The organism is Arsukibacterium sp. (assembly GCF_033721375.1).
Lineage (GTDB): Bacteria > Pseudomonadota > Gammaproteobacteria > Enterobacterales > Alteromonadaceae > Alishewanella.
On sequence record NZ_JAWWAP010000004.1, the window covers coordinates 238,134 to 254,690 of the forward strand.

Sequence of the window (16,557 nt, forward strand, 5' to 3'; positions counted from 1 at the left end):
GTATGAGCATTCGCCGGGGGGCTGTTATTCCAATGTTGCTTGCCAGCGCCCTGCTTAGCCGGGCTGGCGCCGCTGCCGACAACGACTGCACCAGCCTGTTTGATCTGGCTGATTTGCCACAATCCGGCCTGACGATCAGCTCTGTCCACTTTGAACAGCAGAATGTGTTTGACCTGGCTGATCCCGGAACCTTCTGGCTGCACCGTTTTGCCAACTACAGCCATATTATTTCAAAAGAACTGACTATCGCTAACGATTTATTATTTACCCCGCAAAGTCCGTTAGATTTAGCGGAGCTGGCAGAAACCGAGCGGATCCTGCGAAGCCGCAGCTATATTCGTGATGCTGATGTTACGGTAAACCGGTACTGTCCTGAAACCAATACCGTTGAGGTACTGGTAAAAACCTGGGACAACTGGTCTTTGCTGCCCAAAATAGACTTTTCCAGTGAAGGCGGTTCAACCGAATACTCAATTGGCATCGCCGAAGATAATCTGCTGGGAACCGGTAACCAGTTGCAGCTGGATTATGCCAAAGATGCAGAACGTACCGGTTATTTATTTAGTTTTGCCAGCCCGAACATTCTGGGCAGTCATTGGCAGACCCTCGTCCGCTATGCGGACAATTCTGATGGTGAAAGCTATCAGTTTAATGTGCAACGGCCATTTTACCGGCTAACTTCACCCTGGGCCGTCAGCTTTGATATCAGCAAAGATAAACAGCAAATAACCGATTACGTGCTGGGTGAAAACGTAAACCAGTATGACCGCACCCAGCAGGGTTTTACCAGTTTTCTGGGCTGGCGCTTAGCGGGCAACAGTAAACGTATTCATCGCCTGAACAGCGGCATAACGCTGGAAGATGTCAGTTTTACAGAAAATATTGATACCCGGTTTGACCTGCCGGCAGAGCGCAATCTCTCCAGGGTCTGGGTTGAGTATCAATTACTGGAAGACCAGTATCGCAAACTGTTTAACATTAACCAGTTTAACCGGGTAGAAGACATTAATTTAGGCTGGCAGGCGTATATCAGGCTCGGTCATCTCGAGCAAAGTCTGGGGGCTGATGCCAGCGGCTGGCAACTGGATGCGGCAATCGAAAAAGCCTGGGCATTGCATGATGATGTCTGGTTACTGGCTAACCTTAAATATCATGGTTTGAAAATAGCCGACTTACGCCAGCAACTGATCAGTACCCACTGGCAACTGGTATATCAGCTTAACCGGCAAAGCAGTGTTGTTGGTATTCTGGATATACAACGTGGCAAAGATTTATTCGCAGATGAAGCGCTATATCTGGGCGGTGACACCGGTTTACGAGCCTTCCCGTTATTTTATCAGCGTGGTGATAACCGGATGGTCGCAACAGCAGAGTATCGTTATTATACCGACTGGAATATTCTGCAAATTTTTGATGTCGGCTTTGCCGGCTTTGCCGATGCCGGCCGCAGCTGGGGGGCTGAACAACGGGGTGAAAGTGAAATAGATGACGGCATTCTGTACGGCGCCGGAGTGGGTGTGCGTTTATTGTCTACACATTCCAGCCGCGGCACCATGGTGCATATTGATTTAACCCGCCCGGTTTCTGATAACCCTGAGCTTGGTAACTGGCAATGGCGGATTACCGCCAGGCGGCGCTTCTGACTTGTTAGCAACGCTGCCAGCAATTATTGCTGGCAAAGAGCGCAGAATACCGTAGTACGCTGGCCCAGTTTTATTTCAGTAAGCGGCTGCTGACACTGAACACAGGGCTGGCCCCCCCGGCCATAAACCAGCAACTGTTGTTTAAAATAGCCCGGCTTGCCATCGGCCTGGCTGAAATCTTTTAAGGTGGTACCGCCCTGCACTATTGCTGCCGCCAGCGTTTCTTTAACCACCGTACTAAGTAACGCCAGTTTAGTAACAGCGACAGTATTTGCCGGTGCTGTAGGTAAAATACCGGCTTTAAACAACGCCTCGTTGGCGTAAATATTCCCTACCCCTACTACAACTTTATTGTCCATCAACACCAGTTTAATCGCTGCGGAGCGTTTGGCACATGCAATGACCAGGGTATCGTCACTGAACGCATCACTCAGCGGCTCCGGCCCTAATGCAGCCAACAATGGGTGCACCTCACCGGCTGGCTGCCATAACACGGCACCAAAGCGGCGGGTATCGTTTAACCGCAATATTTTATTATTGGTTAGCAGCAAATCCAGATGATCATGTTTGCCTGGCGGCGTATCGGCGGCCACCACCTTTAAATGCCCGGACATGCCAAGATGAAGAATAATGTCACCTGCTGGCAGGCTGATCAGTAAATACTTGGCACGGCGCCTGACCGCCAGAATAGGTTGCTGAGTTAATTGCACCACTTCATCCGGTATCCACCAGCGCAGCTGACGCTGACGGGCGATAACACCGACAAGTTGCTGATTTTCCAGATGAGGACTAATGCCCAAACGGGATACTTCTACTTCGGGTAATTCCGGCACTACTGTTACTCCAAAAAACTTACGCCAACAAAACTTAGTCCAGCATAAATAATTGTCCGGCTTGCTGGCGACTGAGCTGATAAAACTGGTTATCTCCGGCCTGTTGCAACAGGTACTGGTTATTACCGTCGTTATTATCAGCAACATTGGCCGGATACAGCAGCCAGATCACCGGGCTCGACTCACCAACCAGCTGCACGCTGGCTTGTGCCACCGGCACCCGGCTATGCATCGGCACGGCCTCCACCGGTATCAACTGGCTATGCTGCCAGGCCAGCGCCAGTTGTGCCGGGTCAACATTGTCAGCTGACGGTTGTATTTGCCACTGCGGCCCGGCCTTCACCAGGCGCCTGCCAGCAAAACCTATCATCAACAGCTGGGCGTCTGCCGGAATAAGCCGGTGCTCGGTAGCCATTTTCTGTTGCAAGCGTTGTGGAATGCCATACAACACAAACATCAGAATAAGCACGGCAAAAATCAGCACGTTATTCCAGTTTCGACGAGAAAGTTTCAACATAGCTATCGTAGCTGCGCAAGGCAGCACCAGTCTGCAAAGGGGCAGCGGCATAGTAACTTAGGCGGGGTGTAAAAAGCAAAAACCCGGCGTTGGCCGGGTTTTCAGGACGATTACTTGATTTTCGCTTCTTTGAAAATCACGTGCTTGCGCACTTTAGGATCGAACTTTTTAATTTCCATTTTTTCTGGCATGGTACGCTTGTTCTTCGTTGTAGTGTAGAAGAAGCCAGTACCGGCAGAAGAAACTAAACGGATTTTATCGCGCATGAGTTAATTCCTTATACCTTGTGACCGTTGGCACGAACGTCTACTAACACAGCGTCGATACCTTTCTTGTCAATAATACGCATACCACGGGTGGTAGTACGTAAAGTAACAAAACGGTTTTCGCTTTCAACCCAGAAACGGTGAGTTTGCAGGTTAGGCAGGAAACGGCGCTTTGTCGCGTTGTTGGCGTGCGAACGACGGTTACCTACCATCGGACCTTTGCCAGTTACTTGGCATACTCTAGACATGTCTATATTTCTCCAAAATTACGTCAGCTCGAGCTATCATTCACCCTTCTGGCCTTGAAGGTTGCCCCGAAAATGGATGAGGGCGCACTTTATACACGAAAGCCCCATTAAACTCAAGAGAATTTAAATGGCACTTCAGGCAGATCCATTGGCGATCCGCCCATCTCGTTCAAAAATTGTTAAAGCCAGCCGCGTTCTGCAAAAGACACAACTTCTGCATCGCCCACCACAAAATGGTCCAGTATTTTAATATCTACCAAAGCCATGGCCTGGGTCAGGCGCTCCGTTATTGCCCTGTCGGCGCGGCTTGGCTCTGCCACCCCGGAAGGATGATTATGAGCCAATATAACGGCGGCGGCATTATGCGCTAAAGCGCGCTGAACTACAATACGCGGATATACCGGCGATGCGTCGATAGTGCCCATAAATAGCGGCTCGCTGGCAATTAAACGATGCTGATTATCAAGATAAAGTAGTAAGAACACTTCACGCTGTTCATGGCCAATGGTATGCGATAAAAATTTTTTCACCAGCGCCGGTTCAGTAAACACGGTTTCCCGCTGCAATTGCTGCTGCATATAGCGCTTGCTAAGCTCCAGCACCGCCTGCAACTGGACAAACTTTGCCTCGCCCAGGCCCTTAGCCTGACAAAACTCATGCTGGCTGGCCCCCATTAAGCGCCGTAAAGAGCCAAAGTGGTTCAGCAACTGGCGGGCCAGCGTTACCGCGTCACAGCCACTGACCCCGGTGCGCAGAAATATCGCTAACAGCTCGGCATCCGATAATGCCTTAGGCCCCAGTTGCAGCAGTTTTTCCCGCGGTCGTTCGGTTACTGGCCAGTCAGAAATTGCCATCTGAATCCTCCCTGAATTGATGCTGATTTTTACGTTCCGTGTTATCTTATGCCGATGATTTCCGGACCAGCTTTAGGTATTTATGCAGCAGACACTGGCAGCCAAACGTATATTACTGGGCATTAGTGGCGGTATCGCCGCATACAAAAGTGCCGATTTAGTCCGCCGCTTAAAAGAGCGGGGCGCCGAGGTAAGAGTGATCCTGACCGACGCAGCCCAGCAATTTATTACCCCGCTTACCTTGCAGGCGGTATCCGGCAACCCGGTTAGTACCAGTATGCTCGACCCGGCAGCAGAAGCAGCAATGGGTCATATTGAACTGGCCAAATGGGCCGACCTGATTGTGGTTGCTCCGGCCTCTGCCGATGTTATCGCCCGGCTGGCGCATGGTATGGCCAACGATTTACTGACCACCTGCGTGCTGGCCTCTGCCGCGCCTGTGGCGGTAGCGCCCGCCATGAACCAGCAGATGTATAACAATATAGCTACCCAGCAAAACTTAGCAACACTAAAAAAACATAAATTTCACATTTATGGCCCGGGTGCCGGTGAGCAGGCCTGTGGCGATGTCGGCTATGGCCGGATGCTGGAACCGTTAGAGCTGGTGGCATTAGTTGAACAAACTATTGGCCAGGGCACTCAACAGACCAATGAGCAAAGCCAGTTACCAGCAAGCCCATTAGCCGGCCTGCGTTTTACTATTACTGCCGGCCCTACCCGCGAAGCACTGGACCCGGTGCGGTACTTATCAAACCACAGCTCTGGCAAAATGGGTTTTTCTTTAGCCGCCGCTGCTGCTGCGATGGGTGCTGATGTCACCCTGATTAGTGGGCCGGTACAACTGGCTACCCCGGCCGGGGTTAAGCGGACAGATGTTATCAGCGCACAGCAGATGCATGATGTGGCATTAAAAGCAGCGGTAAAAAGCGATATTTTTATCGGCTGCGCGGCTGTGGCCGATTACCGGGCAGCTGATGTGGCAAGCAATAAGCTTAAAAAAGGTGCCGGCGACGAGCTGCAGCTAACCCTGATTAAAAACCCGGATATTATTGCTGCGGTAGCGGGCCTGCATGAACAACGCCCTTTTACCGTCGGCTTTGCTGCTGAGACGCAGGATGTCCTGAATTATGCCCGGCAAAAGCTGCTGAAGAAAAAACTCGATATGATTTGCGCCAATGATGTTTCGCAACCTGATGCCGGCTTTAACAGCGATCAGAATGCGGTAACACTGCTGTGGCAAAGTGGCGAGCAGACACTGGCCCTGCAAAGCAAGAGCGCGCTGGCCGAAAGCCTGATAACCCTGATTTCTAAGCAATTTTCTAATAAAAGCACAACGAGCGAAGCCAACAAATGAATAAAGCAATTGAGCTGAAGATCCTTGACCCCCGTATTGGTAACGAATTCCCGCTGCCGGCCTACGCCACCCCGGGTTCAGCCGGCCTTGATTTACGCGCCTGTCTTGATCAGACACTGACCCTGGAACCAGGCCATACGGTATTAATTCCAACCGGTATTTCGATTTTTATCGGTGATGCTAATTTATGCGCCACTATTTTACCGCGCTCTGGCCTGGGCCATAAACACGGTATCGTGCTTGGTAATCTGGTGGGCTTAATTGACTCTGATTATCAGGGGCCATTAATGGTGTCTATGTGGAACCGGGGCCAGCAGGCATTCAGCATTGAACCAGGCGACAGGATTGCCCAGCTGGTGTTTATGCCGGTGGTACAGGCAGAGTTTAAGCTAGTTGATAGCTTTGACGCCTCAGAGCGTGGTGAAGGTGGTTTTGGTCACTCGGGTAAAAGCTAGTTAGTCTTAGATTACATGATGGAAACGGAACTCTTAGTTTGAGTATAAAACCTCCAGGCAACACACTTGTTCACCGCCTTCAAGGATCACATCCATGTGCCCTTTCAGGCTCCGCGGCATCCATGCCGCTGTTCCGCAAGTATGTTGCCTTACGGTTTCTTCAAGTTTAGGGGTAGCCGTCCTTAAAGGCGGCGAAAGGCGCATACTGGCTGGACGAGCCTTACACCGCAACATGCGGCTGTTCCACAAGTATGTTGCCTTACGGTTTTCTTTAAGTTGCAGCAGGCCAAGCAGTAGATACTCAATAAGTTTATTTTCAGGAACAGCTATGTCAACACCGCGTCGCGGCAACAGAAAAGAAGATATTTTGCAGGCGTTAGCCGCCATGTTGCAAAGCAATAATGGCCAGCGTATTACCACTGCTGCCCTCGCCGAAAAAGTCGGGGTGTCCGAGGCTGCGCTATATCGCCACTTTCCCAGCAAAGCCAGGATGTTTGAAGGCTTAATTGAGTTTATTGAAGATACCCTGCTCTCCCGGATAAACAGCATTTCAGATGAGCATAAAGATACTCAAAGCCGGATAGAACTGATGATGCAGCTTATTCTGGTATTTGCCGAGCGTAACCCCGGCTTTTGCCGCATTCTTACCGGTGATGCGCTGCAGGGAGAGCAGGAACGCTTACTGGAGCGGGTTGCTGCGCTGTTTGAAAAGCTGGAAACCCAGTTTAAACAAACCCTGCGCGAGCGCAAATTGCGCGAAGGTAAAGGCTTTAGTATTGATGAAGGCGAGCTGGCTAACCTGTTACTGGCAACAGTTGAGGGCAAAATAAGCCAGTTTGTCCGCTCGGGTTTTAAACGCCTGCCTACCGCTGCCTGGCAAAACCAGTGGGCACTATTACAACAAGCATTATTTAACTGAGAAAGTTACTTTGGGATGTATACCTGACATAAAGCGTCAGGTCAGAAAAAGTGGTGAAGTGCTACTGTAGAGCAAGGTGTCAGGTAATGCTTATGGAACAGCGGCATGGATGCCGCGCAGGCTGAAGGGGCACAGGGATGTGATCCTTGAAGCCGGTGGAGTAAGCGTTACCTGATGCCTTGCGTTCCTATTTACAGTGACTTATATCTTCACACCATATTGCGCCCGATAAGCTTTCACCGCCTGCAGATGCTCAGCCATTTCTGGCTTATCCGCTAAATAGCTGATTAAATCCGGCAGGCTGATAATAGCCACAACCTTAGTGTTAAAATCGCGCTCCACTTCCTGAATAGCCGACAGCTCACCCTGACCACGTTCCTGCCGGTCCAGCGCCACCAGCACGCCACTAAGCTCAGCACCCTGTGCCTGAATAAGCTGCATCGACTCACGAATGGCGGTACCGGCGGTAATCACATCATCCACCAGCATAATCCGGCCCTTAAGCGGCGAGCCGACTACATTGCCACCCTCGCCATGGGTCTTCGCCTCTTTGCGATTAAAGCAGTAAGGCACATCGAGATCATAATGATCTGCTAATGCCACTGCTGTAGTAGTGGCAATAGGTATGCCTTTATAAGCCGGACCAAACAACACATCGAATTCAATTGCCGCATCCTGTAACGCCGCGGCATAAAACCGGCCCAGTTTCGCCAGATCACTACCGGTATTAAACAAGCCGGCATTAAAGAAATACGGGCTGGTGCGGCCCGATTTCAGCGTAAACTGGCCAAACTTTAGTACCTGACGGTTCAGGGCAAATTCAATAAAATCTCGTTGAAACTGCTTCATGCTCTTGTTGCCCCCTGCCTACGCCAGCACCCGTTTTTGCTCTTCAATAATTTCCCGGATGGCATGGCGACCCAAATCCATCATTTGCTGCATTTCATCAAAGCTGAAGGGTTCAGTTTCGGCCGTGCCCTGTACTTCAATAATTTTGCCGGTTTCAGTCATGACGATATTCATATCAGTTTCGGCATTAGAGTCTTCCGCGTAATCTAAATCGGCTACCGGCGTGCCTTTGTAAACACCGACTGAAACCGCAGCAACCATGTATTTTAACGGATTGGTTTTAATGGTGCCTTTGGCGCGCATAAAATTCAGCGCATCAACCAGCGCCACACAGGCACCGGTAATCGACGCCGTGCGCGTGCCGCCATCAGCCTGGATCACATCACAGTCAATGGTAATGGTATTTTCACCCAGCAGCTTTAAATCGACTGCGGTGCGCAGTGCCCGGCCAATTAAGCGCTGAATTTCCATGGTGCGGCCACCTTGTTTACCGCGCGCCGCTTCGCGGTCATTGCGGGTATGGGTTGCCCGTGGCAGCATGCCATACTCGGCGGTTACCCAGCCTTTGCCCTGGCCTTTCATAAAGCGCGGCACCCCTTCAACCACACTGGCAGTACAAATTACCTTGGTATTGCCAAACTCAACCAACACCGAGCCTTCAGCATGAGCAGTAAATTGACGGGTAAAAGTAAGGGGACGGATCTGACTGGCGGTTCTGCCACTTGGACGCATAGCTGCACTCCTGAAATTAACAATGGCGGCTATTATAGGTGTTTAAACAACTGAGGGCGAGCGATTCGCCAAATTCCGTTGGCCTGCGGTATACTCTGGTTTTATTTGCCGCCAGAGAGTTTTTTATGATCCACAGCATGACCGCCTTCGCCCGTCACGAAACTAAAGCCAGCTGGGGCACCGCCCAGTGGGAAATCCGCTCAGTTAATCAGCGCTATCTGGAAAGCTATTTCCGGCTGCCCGAGCAATTCCGTGGTCTGGAAAGTTTGCTGCGTGACAAACTGCGCAACAGTCTGCAACGTGGCAAAATTGAAGTGAATCTGCGTTATCATGCCAATCAGGCCGCTGGCGAACTGACCCTGAACGAAGTATTCGCCGAGCAATTGCTGCAAAAAGCCCAGCAACTGCTGCAAAAAACGCCGCAGGCACAACTGAATATTGCTGACATTCTGCGCTGGCCCGGTGTGATGGAAACCCCCACTGAAGATTTAGACGCGCGGCAGGGTGAACTGCTGGCCGGGTTTGATGCCGCACTGCAGGATTTTCTGGCCGGCCGTGGCCGTGAAGGTGAAGCAATAGAACAAATGATCCAGCAGCGTTTAACCGCCATTGGCGAGCAAGTGGCTTTTGTCCGAACTCATCTGCCCCAGGCCATGCAATGGCAGCGCGATCGGATTGTAAACCGCTTAAACGACATTAAAGCCGATATTGAACAAGGCCGTTTAGAGCAGGAAATGGCGTTTTTAGCCTCAAAATCTGATGTTGCTGAAGAGCTCGACCGGCTCGACGCCCATATCAAAGAAACCCGCCACACCCTGAAAAAAGGCGGCGCCTGCGGCCGGCGGCTCGATTTTATGATGCAGGAATTTAATCGCGAAGCGAATACCCTCTCATCCAAAGCCATCAGCACCGAGATCACCAATGCCGCGGTGGAGCTTAAAGTGCTGATAGAGCAGATGAGAGAACAAATCCAAAACGTAGAATAACTCTGGCCAGCTTACACCTCAGCCAGCTGTTGACCGCGGCTGGCAATCAGCCACTTCCTGGCAAGCAGTTCGTCAAGCTCAGCCCGATTATCACTGGCCGCTAAATTGGCAGGCGCATCGGGCCCCGGTTGCAACAGCATATAATCAGCCCGGCCGCTGTTTTTAATTTTATACAAGGCCGCATCGGCCAGATACAAACTGTATTGCCAGTCCCAGCCCGGCGGCTGAACGGTTGCGCCGATTGAACAGGTTATGCTAACCGGTACCCCCAGCTGTTGTTGCCAGGGATAACTATGTACCAGCTGCTGTAAGCGCTCGATATAATGTTGTACCTCACCGCTTTGCTCCAGGATCAACAGAAACTCCTCACCGCCCCAACGGATAAGGTGATCATTACTGCGGCTATGCTGCTGTAAAATGGCGGCAAAATGTTTAAGCACATTGTCACCAAGCTGATGACCGAATTGATCATTAATCCGTTTAAAGTAATCCAGATCCAGTAAAATCCAGGTAAGTGGCTGCTCATTGCGCTGGGCCCGGGCCAGCATAGCGTCGATATTCACATCCAGATAATGGCGGTTATGCAGTTCAGTTAAGGCGTCCTGCATACTCATCTGCTGCAGTTTCTGGTTCGCCTGATACAACTCCTGGGTCCGTTCCGTTACCTGGCGGCTCAGCTCTTTGCGGGCATGGGCCAGCGACGTTAGCCGTAACCGGTACACCAGCCAGAATATCGCCAGTAATAACCCTGCCAGCAGTAGCCGCGCAGTTAAGGTTTCATGCCAGTAAGGTTGTAAATGAACGTCCATGGTCGCCGCATCGCTCCAGCGATAATCGCCGGCCACTTTCACCTGCACATGAAAACGATAATTGCCCGGCGGTAAATTGGTATAAAACGCCTCGCGCCGGCTGCCTGCATCAACCCAGCTTTGCTCGTAGCCTTCCAGCTGATAGCGGGTATCAATTGATGATGCCTGATAGTAATAAGGTGCACTGAACCGGAAATGCCAGTCCCGCTGCGTCGGTGCCAGCCTGACTGAATTCTTACTATGCTGCTGATTAGCAACCGTTAAACTTTCAATGACCGGTACCGGAACTGGAGCAGTGCTGTTCAGCCGATCCAGCCGCAACGCAATAATGCCGTCAAGGGTAGGAAACCAGATCCGGCCCTGATGAACAACGCCTTTATTGCTGCCGGCGCCGTTACAGCAGCGGTGCGAGTCGGTAGCAGCTTCTGGCTGGCGATCATCCACCAGCATATACAGTTCAGATACCTCGCCTTGTTGCAACGCAGGGTAATCGAGCCGGTAGAACCCCTCAAAGTTGCTGATAACCAGTTTATCGTTTACCAGTGCGGCATGCATTACGCCATTACCGGGCAGACCGTTTTGCTGACTGAAATGCTGCCAGTTGCCCGGCTTACCTAAAATAAAGCCCTGGTCAAAACTGCCTATCAGCATATTGCCATCAGGAAACTCAACTATCGCACTGATAAATTTATTTGAAAGTGGTATATCCAGCACCGGTTCAAACTGGTCAGCATCGCGCAGATATAAACCCGACTCCGTACCTACCCACAACCGGCCAAGGCTGTCAGCCAACAATGCTCTGATACTTAATGTCGTTAACGGTGGGGTGATGTCCTGCTGTGACAGTTCACCCTGTTCGATAAAATAGAGCCCGCCATTGCTGCCTACCCATACCCGCTGCTGCTCTGCAGTCATTGTGGTGATCAGCAAATGAGCGGTTTGCGGAAAGTTCTTCTGCCAGGCCAGAGTCTCAGCATCCAGCAAACTCAGGCCTGCCCGGGTACCCACCCACAGGTCATCCTGCTGATGCAGCAGGCTGTAAACATAAGGACTGGCTAACTGCTGATTGGCCAGTAACGGCTGAAACTCGCCATATCGTAACAATGCCATACCCTGGCTGGTTCCCACCATTAAATGCTGGTCCCAGGGCAGCACCGCCCAACTGTAGGGATCCGGTAAACCGGCAGCGGTGCTGTATCGTTCCGTCAGAGCATTGCGTAAACGGATAACACCATGAGTGCGGCTGCCGAGCCAGATATTGTTATGCTGATCCTGCAGCATACTTTCAATCCAGCGGAACGGTTTTTCTGCATTGCCGGGCTGCTGTATCTGGATAGCCTGACCCGAGATGACCTGATACAGACCGTTAAGCGTAGACACCCACAATTGCTGTTGTTTGTCCTGATACATCAGTTCAATTCTGCTGTAGGGCGCCGTACCGGGCAGCTCAAGAGCCTGCCAGCGACCTTGCTGCCAGCGATACAGGCCTTTGCTTGTGCCAAGCAGTTTTGTGCTTCCTCTGACCGCTAACTCTGTCACCTGCAGTTCCTCGGTAGCGTCAGGCGCAGGATACCAGCGATACAGTTGCTGCTGATAAGAAGCGAAGCCATGCTGGCCTCCTATCCATAGCGTATCCTGCTGCGGATAAAGCTGAAAAACCGGTCCGTTGTGCTCAGCAACCGGTACGAGTTGCTGCTGTTGCCATTGATACAACTGATTGGCACCAATAAAAAACCGGCCATCTGCCAGCTCAGCAAAGCTGGTTATCGAGCCGGGCCTGATTTCGCTGGTAGCAACAGCAGTAAATTCGTTACTGGTGTAATAGCTTAAGCCGTTTACCGTGCCTATCCACAGCCGTTTTTCACTGTCGAAATACAAGGCGGTAATTAAATTAGATTGCAGTTGCGGCGTGTTAGCGGTGTTAAAAACAGTAAACTTGTGACCATCAAACCGGGCCAGTCCGCTCTGGGTACCCAACCAGATATAACCTTGTTCATCCTGGGCTATTGCTGTAACAGAGACTTGTGGTAATCCGGCTTCAACTGACCAGTCGCGAAATAACAACGACGCTTTATCCAAAGCGCCCGGCATCGCCATAGCACCGGCACTGACTGAGCACAGCATCAACCACTGTATTGCTGCCACAACATATCTGAACACCAAACCAGCTCCTTGCCTTGTTTACACTCTGATAATAGTTGTTACTTTACTAAAATGCCGCGGTTAGTTTTTACCAAAAGCTGACGAATGGTGGTTTTTAACCGCTGAGCGGTAGTATTGCGCTATTGGTCTTACCAGTGATAAGCTCGGCAGATATTTACTCTGACAACTGGCTGATCATGTCTTTGTTTAAAGCTAACTGGGGGCTCAGGCTTTTTGCCTGGCGCTATATTCCGTTAATTGGCTTCTGTTCACCGCGAATTGTCCGGATGAGCAGCAGCACCCTGGAAGTCACTATGCCACATAGCTGGCGCACTAAAAACCATCTGGGCAGCGTCTACTTTGGCGCGCTGGCGATTGGTGCCGACTTAGCCGGAGCATTTCTGGTGTTCTCTAAAGCCAAAGCCCGCGGTATTAATGCAAATTTTGCTTTTAAAGATGTCCAGGGCCAGTTTTTAAAGCGGCCGGAAGCCACCGTGCATTTCACCAGCAACGATGGCGATATTATCGATCAGATGCTGGATCAGTCGCTGGCCAGTGGTGAACGGATTAACAAGCCGGTATCCGTGGTGGTCACCTGCCCCAGCCTGCATGGTTCAGAGCCAATGGCAACCTTCACTCTTACCCTGTCAGTCAAAGCAAAAGCCAAACGCTAGCGTTGGGTTTGCACCCGCGCGGCTGACAGTCTAAAATTGCCGTTTAATTTAACCGGCCCGTGGCCTGGCAGAGCGAAACAATGCAAGAACTCAGTGGTAACCTTTTTATTGTCTCGGCCCCCAGTGGCGCTGGCAAATCATCCCTTATCAGTGCGTTACTAAAAAACCATAGCGATATGCTGGTCAGCGTATCGCACACAACCCGTCAGCCAAGACCCGGTGAAATTGATGGCGTGCACTACAACTTTACCAGTGTCAGTCAATTTAAACAGCTGATCGCCGATAACGAATTTCTGGAGTGGGCCGAGGTATTTGGTAATTATTACGGTACCTCACGTAGCGCTATTGTTGCTAACCTGCGCCAGGGCATTGATGTGTTTCTGGACATTGACTGGCAGGGTGCGCGCCAAATCCGCCAGCAGGCGCCCGGCACTCTGGGTATTTTCATTCTGCCACCCAGCCTGAATGAGTTACAGCAGCGTCTTGAGAATCGTGGACAGGACAGCGAAAGCATTATTGCCAAACGGATGGCTCAGGCGCAGAGCGAGATGAGCCATGCTGATGAGTATGAGTATCTGATTATTAACGACAACTTTAATACTGCCCTGGCTGAATTTGAACGCATTGTCCTGGCACAGCGCAACAGCTACCAAAGCCAGCTGTACAAGCAGCAGGCCCTGCTTAAGCAACTGTTGGCGAAACCAGCAAAATAGCGTAAACTAGGCGGTCTTGTAATATACCTGAACACTCCGGAGTGGCGAATGGCTCGCGTAACAGTTGAAGATGCAGTAGATAAAATTGGTAACCGTTTTGATTTAATTCTGGTTGCGGCCCGTCGTGCCCGCCAACTGTCAGTTGAAGGCAAAGAACCGATGGTTGATCGTGAAAACGATAAACCTACCGTAGTGGCGCTGCGTGAAATTGAGCAGGGTTTTATTACCAACAGCATTCTTGACGAGCAGGAAAAACGCGATCAAATGCAGCAGGAAGCAACTGAAATGGCTGCGGTAGCTGCAATTATTGGTTCTGATCAGTAAAAACCCCCTGTCAAACCCTGCCAGCGGCGCTTTAGCCGTTGGCATCTGCGTGTTTTAGACGTATATTCTTAAATTACCGGCATCATGAATTTTTAGCTGTCGAAGTTTGGGAGCGTTTGTGTATTTATTTGAAGGCCTGAAAAATCAAATTTCCGCCTATCTGCCTGCCGAACAGGTGAGTCTGGTGCAGCAGGCCTATGTAGTCGCGCGCGATGCCCATGCGCCGCAAACCCGATCCAGCGGTGAACCTTACATTACCCATCCGGTTGCCGTTACCAGTATTCTGGCAGAAATGCGGATGGACCACGAAACCCTGATGGCCGCGCTGCTGCACGATGTTATTGAAGATACCGAATACAGCAAAGAAGATTTAGCCCGGCTGTTTGGCGACACAGTCGCCGAGCTGGTGCAGGGGGTCAGTAAGCTCGACAAGGTTAAGTTTAAAGATTATCAGGAATTCGAAGCCACCAATCTGCAGAAAATGTTTATGGCGATGACCCAGGACATCCGGGTTATTTTAATCAAGCTGGCCGATCGCACCCATAATATGCGCACCCTCGGCGCCCTGCGCCCGGAAAAACGCCGCCGCATCGCCAAAGAAACGCTTGAATTGTATGCGCCGATAGCCAACCGGCTGGGTATTCACAATATTAAAAACGAGCTGGAAGATTTAGGCTTTCAGGCCTTGTACCCTATGCGTTACCGCGCACTGGGAAGTGCCGTTAAACTGGCCCGGGGTAACAGACGCGAATTGCTGGAAAAAGTACAGAATGAAATACGCGGCAGGATCAGTGATGCCGGCATTGAAGCCGACGTCAGTGGCCGCGAAAAGCACCTGTACAGCATCTACCGCAAAATGAAAAATAAAGAGCTGATGTTCAACGACGTTATGGACATCTATGCTTTTCGGGTAGTGGTTAATTCCATTGATAACTGTTACCGCATTCTCGGCCTGGTGCACAACCTGTATAAGCCGATTGAAATCCGCTTTAAAGATTATATTGCCATCCCGAAACAAAATGGTTATCAGTCATTACACACCTCGCTGATTGGCCCGCATGGTATTCCGGTTGAAATTCAGATGCGCACCCGGGAAATGGATGAAATGGCCGATAAAGGCATTGCCGCCCACTGGATGTATAAGTCAAACGGCGAGCACAAAGATACCACAGCCCAAATCCGTGCCCATCGCTGGATGCAAAGCCTGCTGGAATTACAGCAAAGTGCCGGCACCAGCTATGAATTTGTCGAAAACGTTAAATCTGAGCTTTACCCGGAAGAGTTATACGTCTTTACCCCAAAAGGTAAAATTGTTGAGTTGCCGATTGGCGCCACCGCAGTCGATTTTGCCTATGCGGTGCATACTGACGTTGGTAACCGCTGTGTTGGTGCCAAGGTAGACCGCCGCCCGTATTCACTCAGTAAACCGCTGGAAACCGGCCAGACCGTTGAAATTGTTACCAGCCCCGGCGGTAAACCTAATGCCAACTGGCTTAATTATGTGGTTACCAGCCGCGCCATTCTGGGTATTCGCAACTATTTAAAACGACAGCAGCAAAATGAAGCCATCAGTCTCGGCAAGCGGTTACTGACGTCGGCCCTTGGCGAAGTAAAACTGGAAGACATTGCACCGGAGCGGATTGAGCAGGTATTAAAAAACGTTCATCAGCAATCCTTTGATGCCCTGTGCAGTGAAATTGGTTTGGGTAATCAGCTGCCGGTCGCTATCGCCAGGCGGTTACTGGGTGAATTTGAAGCCGATGACACCAGCGGTAAAAACAGTTCGCCATTACCGAAAAGTAATGCCTTTATTGTTGGCTCTGAAGGCATGCTGGTAACCTTTGCCAAATGCTGCCGGCCAATACCGGGCGATGAAATTGTTGCCAATGCCACCCCGGGTAAAGGTCTGAACGTGCATCGCAGCGACTGCCGTAATATTAAAGGCTGGGAACGGGATCCGGCCAAGTTCTTCCCGATCCGCTGGGATAACACCAGCGATAAGCAGTTCCTGTGCGATATCCGGGTATTTATTATTAACCGCCAGGGGGTTCTCGCCAAACTGACGACCCTGATTGCCAGCCAGAACTCCAATATTCAGGATCTGGTTACCGATGATCGCGATACCGGCGAATACGTAATTAAAATTACTCTCTCCGTGCAGGACAGGGTGCATCTGGCCAATGTTATGCGTAAGATCCGCGTTGTGCCAGACGTGCAAAAAGTTTACAGAAGGAAATAA

Annotated in this window: 17 protein-coding genes; 9 read left to right on the forward strand and 8 right to left on the reverse strand. The window is 50.8% G+C overall.

Features of this window, described 5'->3' with window-relative positions; translation table 11 throughout:
* The first annotated feature begins 2 nt into the window (after positions 1 to 2).
* Positions 3 to 1,643: a BamA/TamA family outer membrane protein gene (locus R3187_RS07995; protein WP_318966181.1), complete on the forward strand. Its 1,641-nt coding sequence runs from the start codon at positions 3 to 5 to the stop codon at positions 1,641 to 1,643.
* Between the two features lie 23 nt (positions 1,644 to 1,666).
* Here R3187_RS07995 and mutM read toward each other — a convergent pair whose 3' ends face one another.
* The 5 genes from mutM to radC form a co-directional block, all read right to left on the reverse strand.
* Complete coding sequence (mutM, locus tag R3187_RS08000; protein WP_318966183.1) at positions 1,667 to 2,476, reverse strand: bifunctional DNA-formamidopyrimidine glycosylase/DNA-(apurinic or apyrimidinic site) lyase; 810 nt, start codon at positions 2,474 to 2,476, stop codon at positions 1,667 to 1,669.
* Positions 2,477 to 2,510: 34 nt separating this feature from the next.
* Positions 2,511 to 2,993 (reverse strand): hypothetical protein, encoded by a 483-nt coding sequence (locus R3187_RS08005; RefSeq protein ID WP_318966185.1) that lies wholly within the window; start codon positions 2,991 to 2,993, stop codon positions 2,511 to 2,513.
* A gap of 110 nt (positions 2,994 to 3,103) precedes the next feature.
* The gene (gene rpmG / locus R3187_RS08010; RefSeq protein ID WP_008219722.1) at positions 3,104 to 3,259 is read right to left on the reverse strand and encodes a 50S ribosomal protein L33; all 156 of its coding nucleotides are present in this window, start codon (positions 3,257 to 3,259) and stop codon (positions 3,104 to 3,106) included.
* An 11-nt stretch (positions 3,260 to 3,270) separates the two neighbouring features.
* Positions 3,271 to 3,507, reverse strand: a complete 237-nt coding sequence (gene rpmB / locus R3187_RS08015) for a 50S ribosomal protein L28 (RefSeq protein WP_026349251.1) — start codon at positions 3,505 to 3,507, stop codon at positions 3,271 to 3,273.
* Positions 3,508 to 3,686: 179 nt separating this feature from the next.
* Positions 3,687 to 4,361, reverse strand: coding sequence for a RadC family protein (radC, locus tag R3187_RS08020; protein WP_318966192.1), 675 nt, complete (start codon positions 4,359 to 4,361; stop codon positions 3,687 to 3,689).
* 82 nt (positions 4,362 to 4,443) lie between these two features.
* Here radC and coaBC point away from each other — a divergent pair, with 82 nt between their 5' ends.
* The 3 genes from coaBC (at position 4,444) to slmA (ending at position 7,089) form a co-directional block, all read left to right on the forward strand.
* Positions 4,444 to 5,715, forward strand: a complete 1,272-nt coding sequence (gene coaBC, locus R3187_RS08025; protein ID WP_318966193.1) for a bifunctional phosphopantothenoylcysteine decarboxylase/phosphopantothenate--cysteine ligase CoaBC — start codon at positions 4,444 to 4,446, stop codon at positions 5,713 to 5,715.
* Positions 5,712 to 6,170 (forward strand): dUTP diphosphatase, encoded by a 459-nt coding sequence (gene dut, locus R3187_RS08030; RefSeq protein ID WP_318966194.1) that lies wholly within the window; start codon positions 5,712 to 5,714, stop codon positions 6,168 to 6,170. The genes coaBC and dut overlap by 4 nt, the downstream gene beginning before the upstream one ends.
* Positions 6,171 to 6,498: 328 nt before the next feature.
* Positions 6,499 to 7,089: a nucleoid occlusion factor SlmA gene (gene slmA / locus R3187_RS08035; protein WP_318966195.1), complete on the forward strand. Its 591-nt coding sequence runs from the start codon at positions 6,499 to 6,501 to the stop codon at positions 7,087 to 7,089.
* A gap of 201 nt (positions 7,090 to 7,290) precedes the next feature.
* On the opposite strand, the gene pyrE is transcribed toward slmA, so the two are convergent.
* Together pyrE and rph are read right to left on the reverse strand one after the other, a co-directional pair.
* The gene (gene pyrE / locus R3187_RS08040) at positions 7,291 to 7,938 is read right to left on the reverse strand and encodes an orotate phosphoribosyltransferase (RefSeq protein WP_318966197.1); all 648 of its coding nucleotides are present in this window, start codon (positions 7,936 to 7,938) and stop codon (positions 7,291 to 7,293) included.
* 18 nt (positions 7,939 to 7,956) lie between these two features.
* Positions 7,957 to 8,670, reverse strand: a complete 714-nt coding sequence (rph, locus tag R3187_RS08045; protein ID WP_097112337.1) for a ribonuclease PH — start codon at positions 8,668 to 8,670, stop codon at positions 7,957 to 7,959.
* A gap of 125 nt (positions 8,671 to 8,795) precedes the next feature.
* On the opposite strand from rph, the gene R3187_RS08050 reads away from it, so the two are divergent.
* The gene (locus R3187_RS08050; RefSeq protein ID WP_318966198.1) at positions 8,796 to 9,656 is read left to right on the forward strand and encodes a YicC/YloC family endoribonuclease; all 861 of its coding nucleotides are present in this window, start codon (positions 8,796 to 8,798) and stop codon (positions 9,654 to 9,656) included.
* An 11-nt stretch (positions 9,657 to 9,667) separates the two neighbouring features.
* Here R3187_RS08050 and R3187_RS08055 read toward each other — a convergent pair whose 3' ends face one another.
* Positions 9,668 to 12,625, reverse strand: coding sequence for a diguanylate cyclase (locus R3187_RS08055; RefSeq protein WP_318966199.1), 2,958 nt, complete (start codon positions 12,623 to 12,625; stop codon positions 9,668 to 9,670).
* A gap of 179 nt (positions 12,626 to 12,804) precedes the next feature.
* On the opposite strand from R3187_RS08055, the gene R3187_RS08060 reads away from it, so the two are divergent.
* The 4 genes from R3187_RS08060 to spoT all read left to right on the forward strand — a co-directional run bounded on the left by R3187_RS08060 (position 12,805) and on the right by spoT (position 16,557).
* Positions 12,805 to 13,281 (forward strand): DUF4442 domain-containing protein, encoded by a 477-nt coding sequence (locus R3187_RS08060; RefSeq protein ID WP_318966201.1) that lies wholly within the window; start codon positions 12,805 to 12,807, stop codon positions 13,279 to 13,281.
* 80 nt (positions 13,282 to 13,361) lie between these two features.
* Entirely contained in the window at positions 13,362 to 13,994 is a 633-nt protein-coding gene (gene gmk, locus R3187_RS08065; RefSeq protein WP_318966202.1) for a guanylate kinase, read from the forward strand.
* A 48-nt stretch (positions 13,995 to 14,042) separates the two neighbouring features.
* Positions 14,043 to 14,318, forward strand: a complete 276-nt coding sequence (gene rpoZ, locus R3187_RS08070; protein ID WP_214000530.1) for a DNA-directed RNA polymerase subunit omega — start codon at positions 14,043 to 14,045, stop codon at positions 14,316 to 14,318.
* Positions 14,319 to 14,436: 118 nt separating this feature from the next.
* Positions 14,437 to 16,557: a bifunctional GTP diphosphokinase/guanosine-3',5'-bis pyrophosphate 3'-pyrophosphohydrolase gene (gene spoT / locus R3187_RS08075; RefSeq protein WP_318966203.1), complete on the forward strand. Its 2,121-nt coding sequence runs from the start codon at positions 14,437 to 14,439 to the stop codon at positions 16,555 to 16,557.

Excerpts from the sequence above, each read along its gene's own strand:
- rpmB (WP_026349251.1), bottom strand. The coding sequence starts at position 3,507 with ATGTCTAGAGTATGCCAAGTAACTGGCAAAGGTCCGATGGTAGGTAAC.
- rpmG (WP_008219722.1), bottom strand. The coding sequence starts at position 3,259 with ATGCGCGATAAAATCCGTTTAGTTTCTTCTGCCGGTACTGGCTTCTTC.
- R3187_RS07995 (WP_318966181.1), top strand. The coding sequence starts at position 3 with ATGAGCATTCGCCGGGGGGCTGTTATTCCAATGTTGCTTGCCAGCGCC.
- radC (WP_318966192.1), bottom strand. The coding sequence starts at position 4,361 with ATGGCAATTTCTGACTGGCCAGTAACCGAACGACCGCGGGAAAAACTG.
- coaBC (WP_318966193.1), top strand. The coding sequence starts at position 4,444 with ATGCAGCAGACACTGGCAGCCAAACGTATATTACTGGGCATTAGTGGC.
- rpoZ (WP_214000530.1), top strand. The coding sequence starts at position 14,043 with ATGGCTCGCGTAACAGTTGAAGATGCAGTAGATAAAATTGGTAACCGT.
- R3187_RS08060 (WP_318966201.1), top strand. The coding sequence starts at position 12,805 with ATGTCTTTGTTTAAAGCTAACTGGGGGCTCAGGCTTTTTGCCTGGCGC.
- gmk (WP_318966202.1), top strand. The coding sequence starts at position 13,362 with ATGCAAGAACTCAGTGGTAACCTTTTTATTGTCTCGGCCCCCAGTGGC.
- dut (WP_318966194.1), top strand. The coding sequence starts at position 5,712 with ATGAATAAAGCAATTGAGCTGAAGATCCTTGACCCCCGTATTGGTAAC.
- R3187_RS08005 (WP_318966185.1), bottom strand. The coding sequence starts at position 2,993 with ATGTTGAAACTTTCTCGTCGAAACTGGAATAACGTGCTGATTTTTGCC.
- R3187_RS08050 (WP_318966198.1), top strand. The coding sequence starts at position 8,796 with ATGATCCACAGCATGACCGCCTTCGCCCGTCACGAAACTAAAGCCAGC.
- rph (WP_097112337.1), bottom strand. The coding sequence starts at position 8,670 with ATGCGTCCAAGTGGCAGAACCGCCAGTCAGATCCGTCCCCTTACTTTT.
- slmA (WP_318966195.1), top strand. The coding sequence starts at position 6,499 with ATGTCAACACCGCGTCGCGGCAACAGAAAAGAAGATATTTTGCAGGCG.
- pyrE (WP_318966197.1), bottom strand. The coding sequence starts at position 7,938 with ATGAAGCAGTTTCAACGAGATTTTATTGAATTTGCCCTGAACCGTCAG.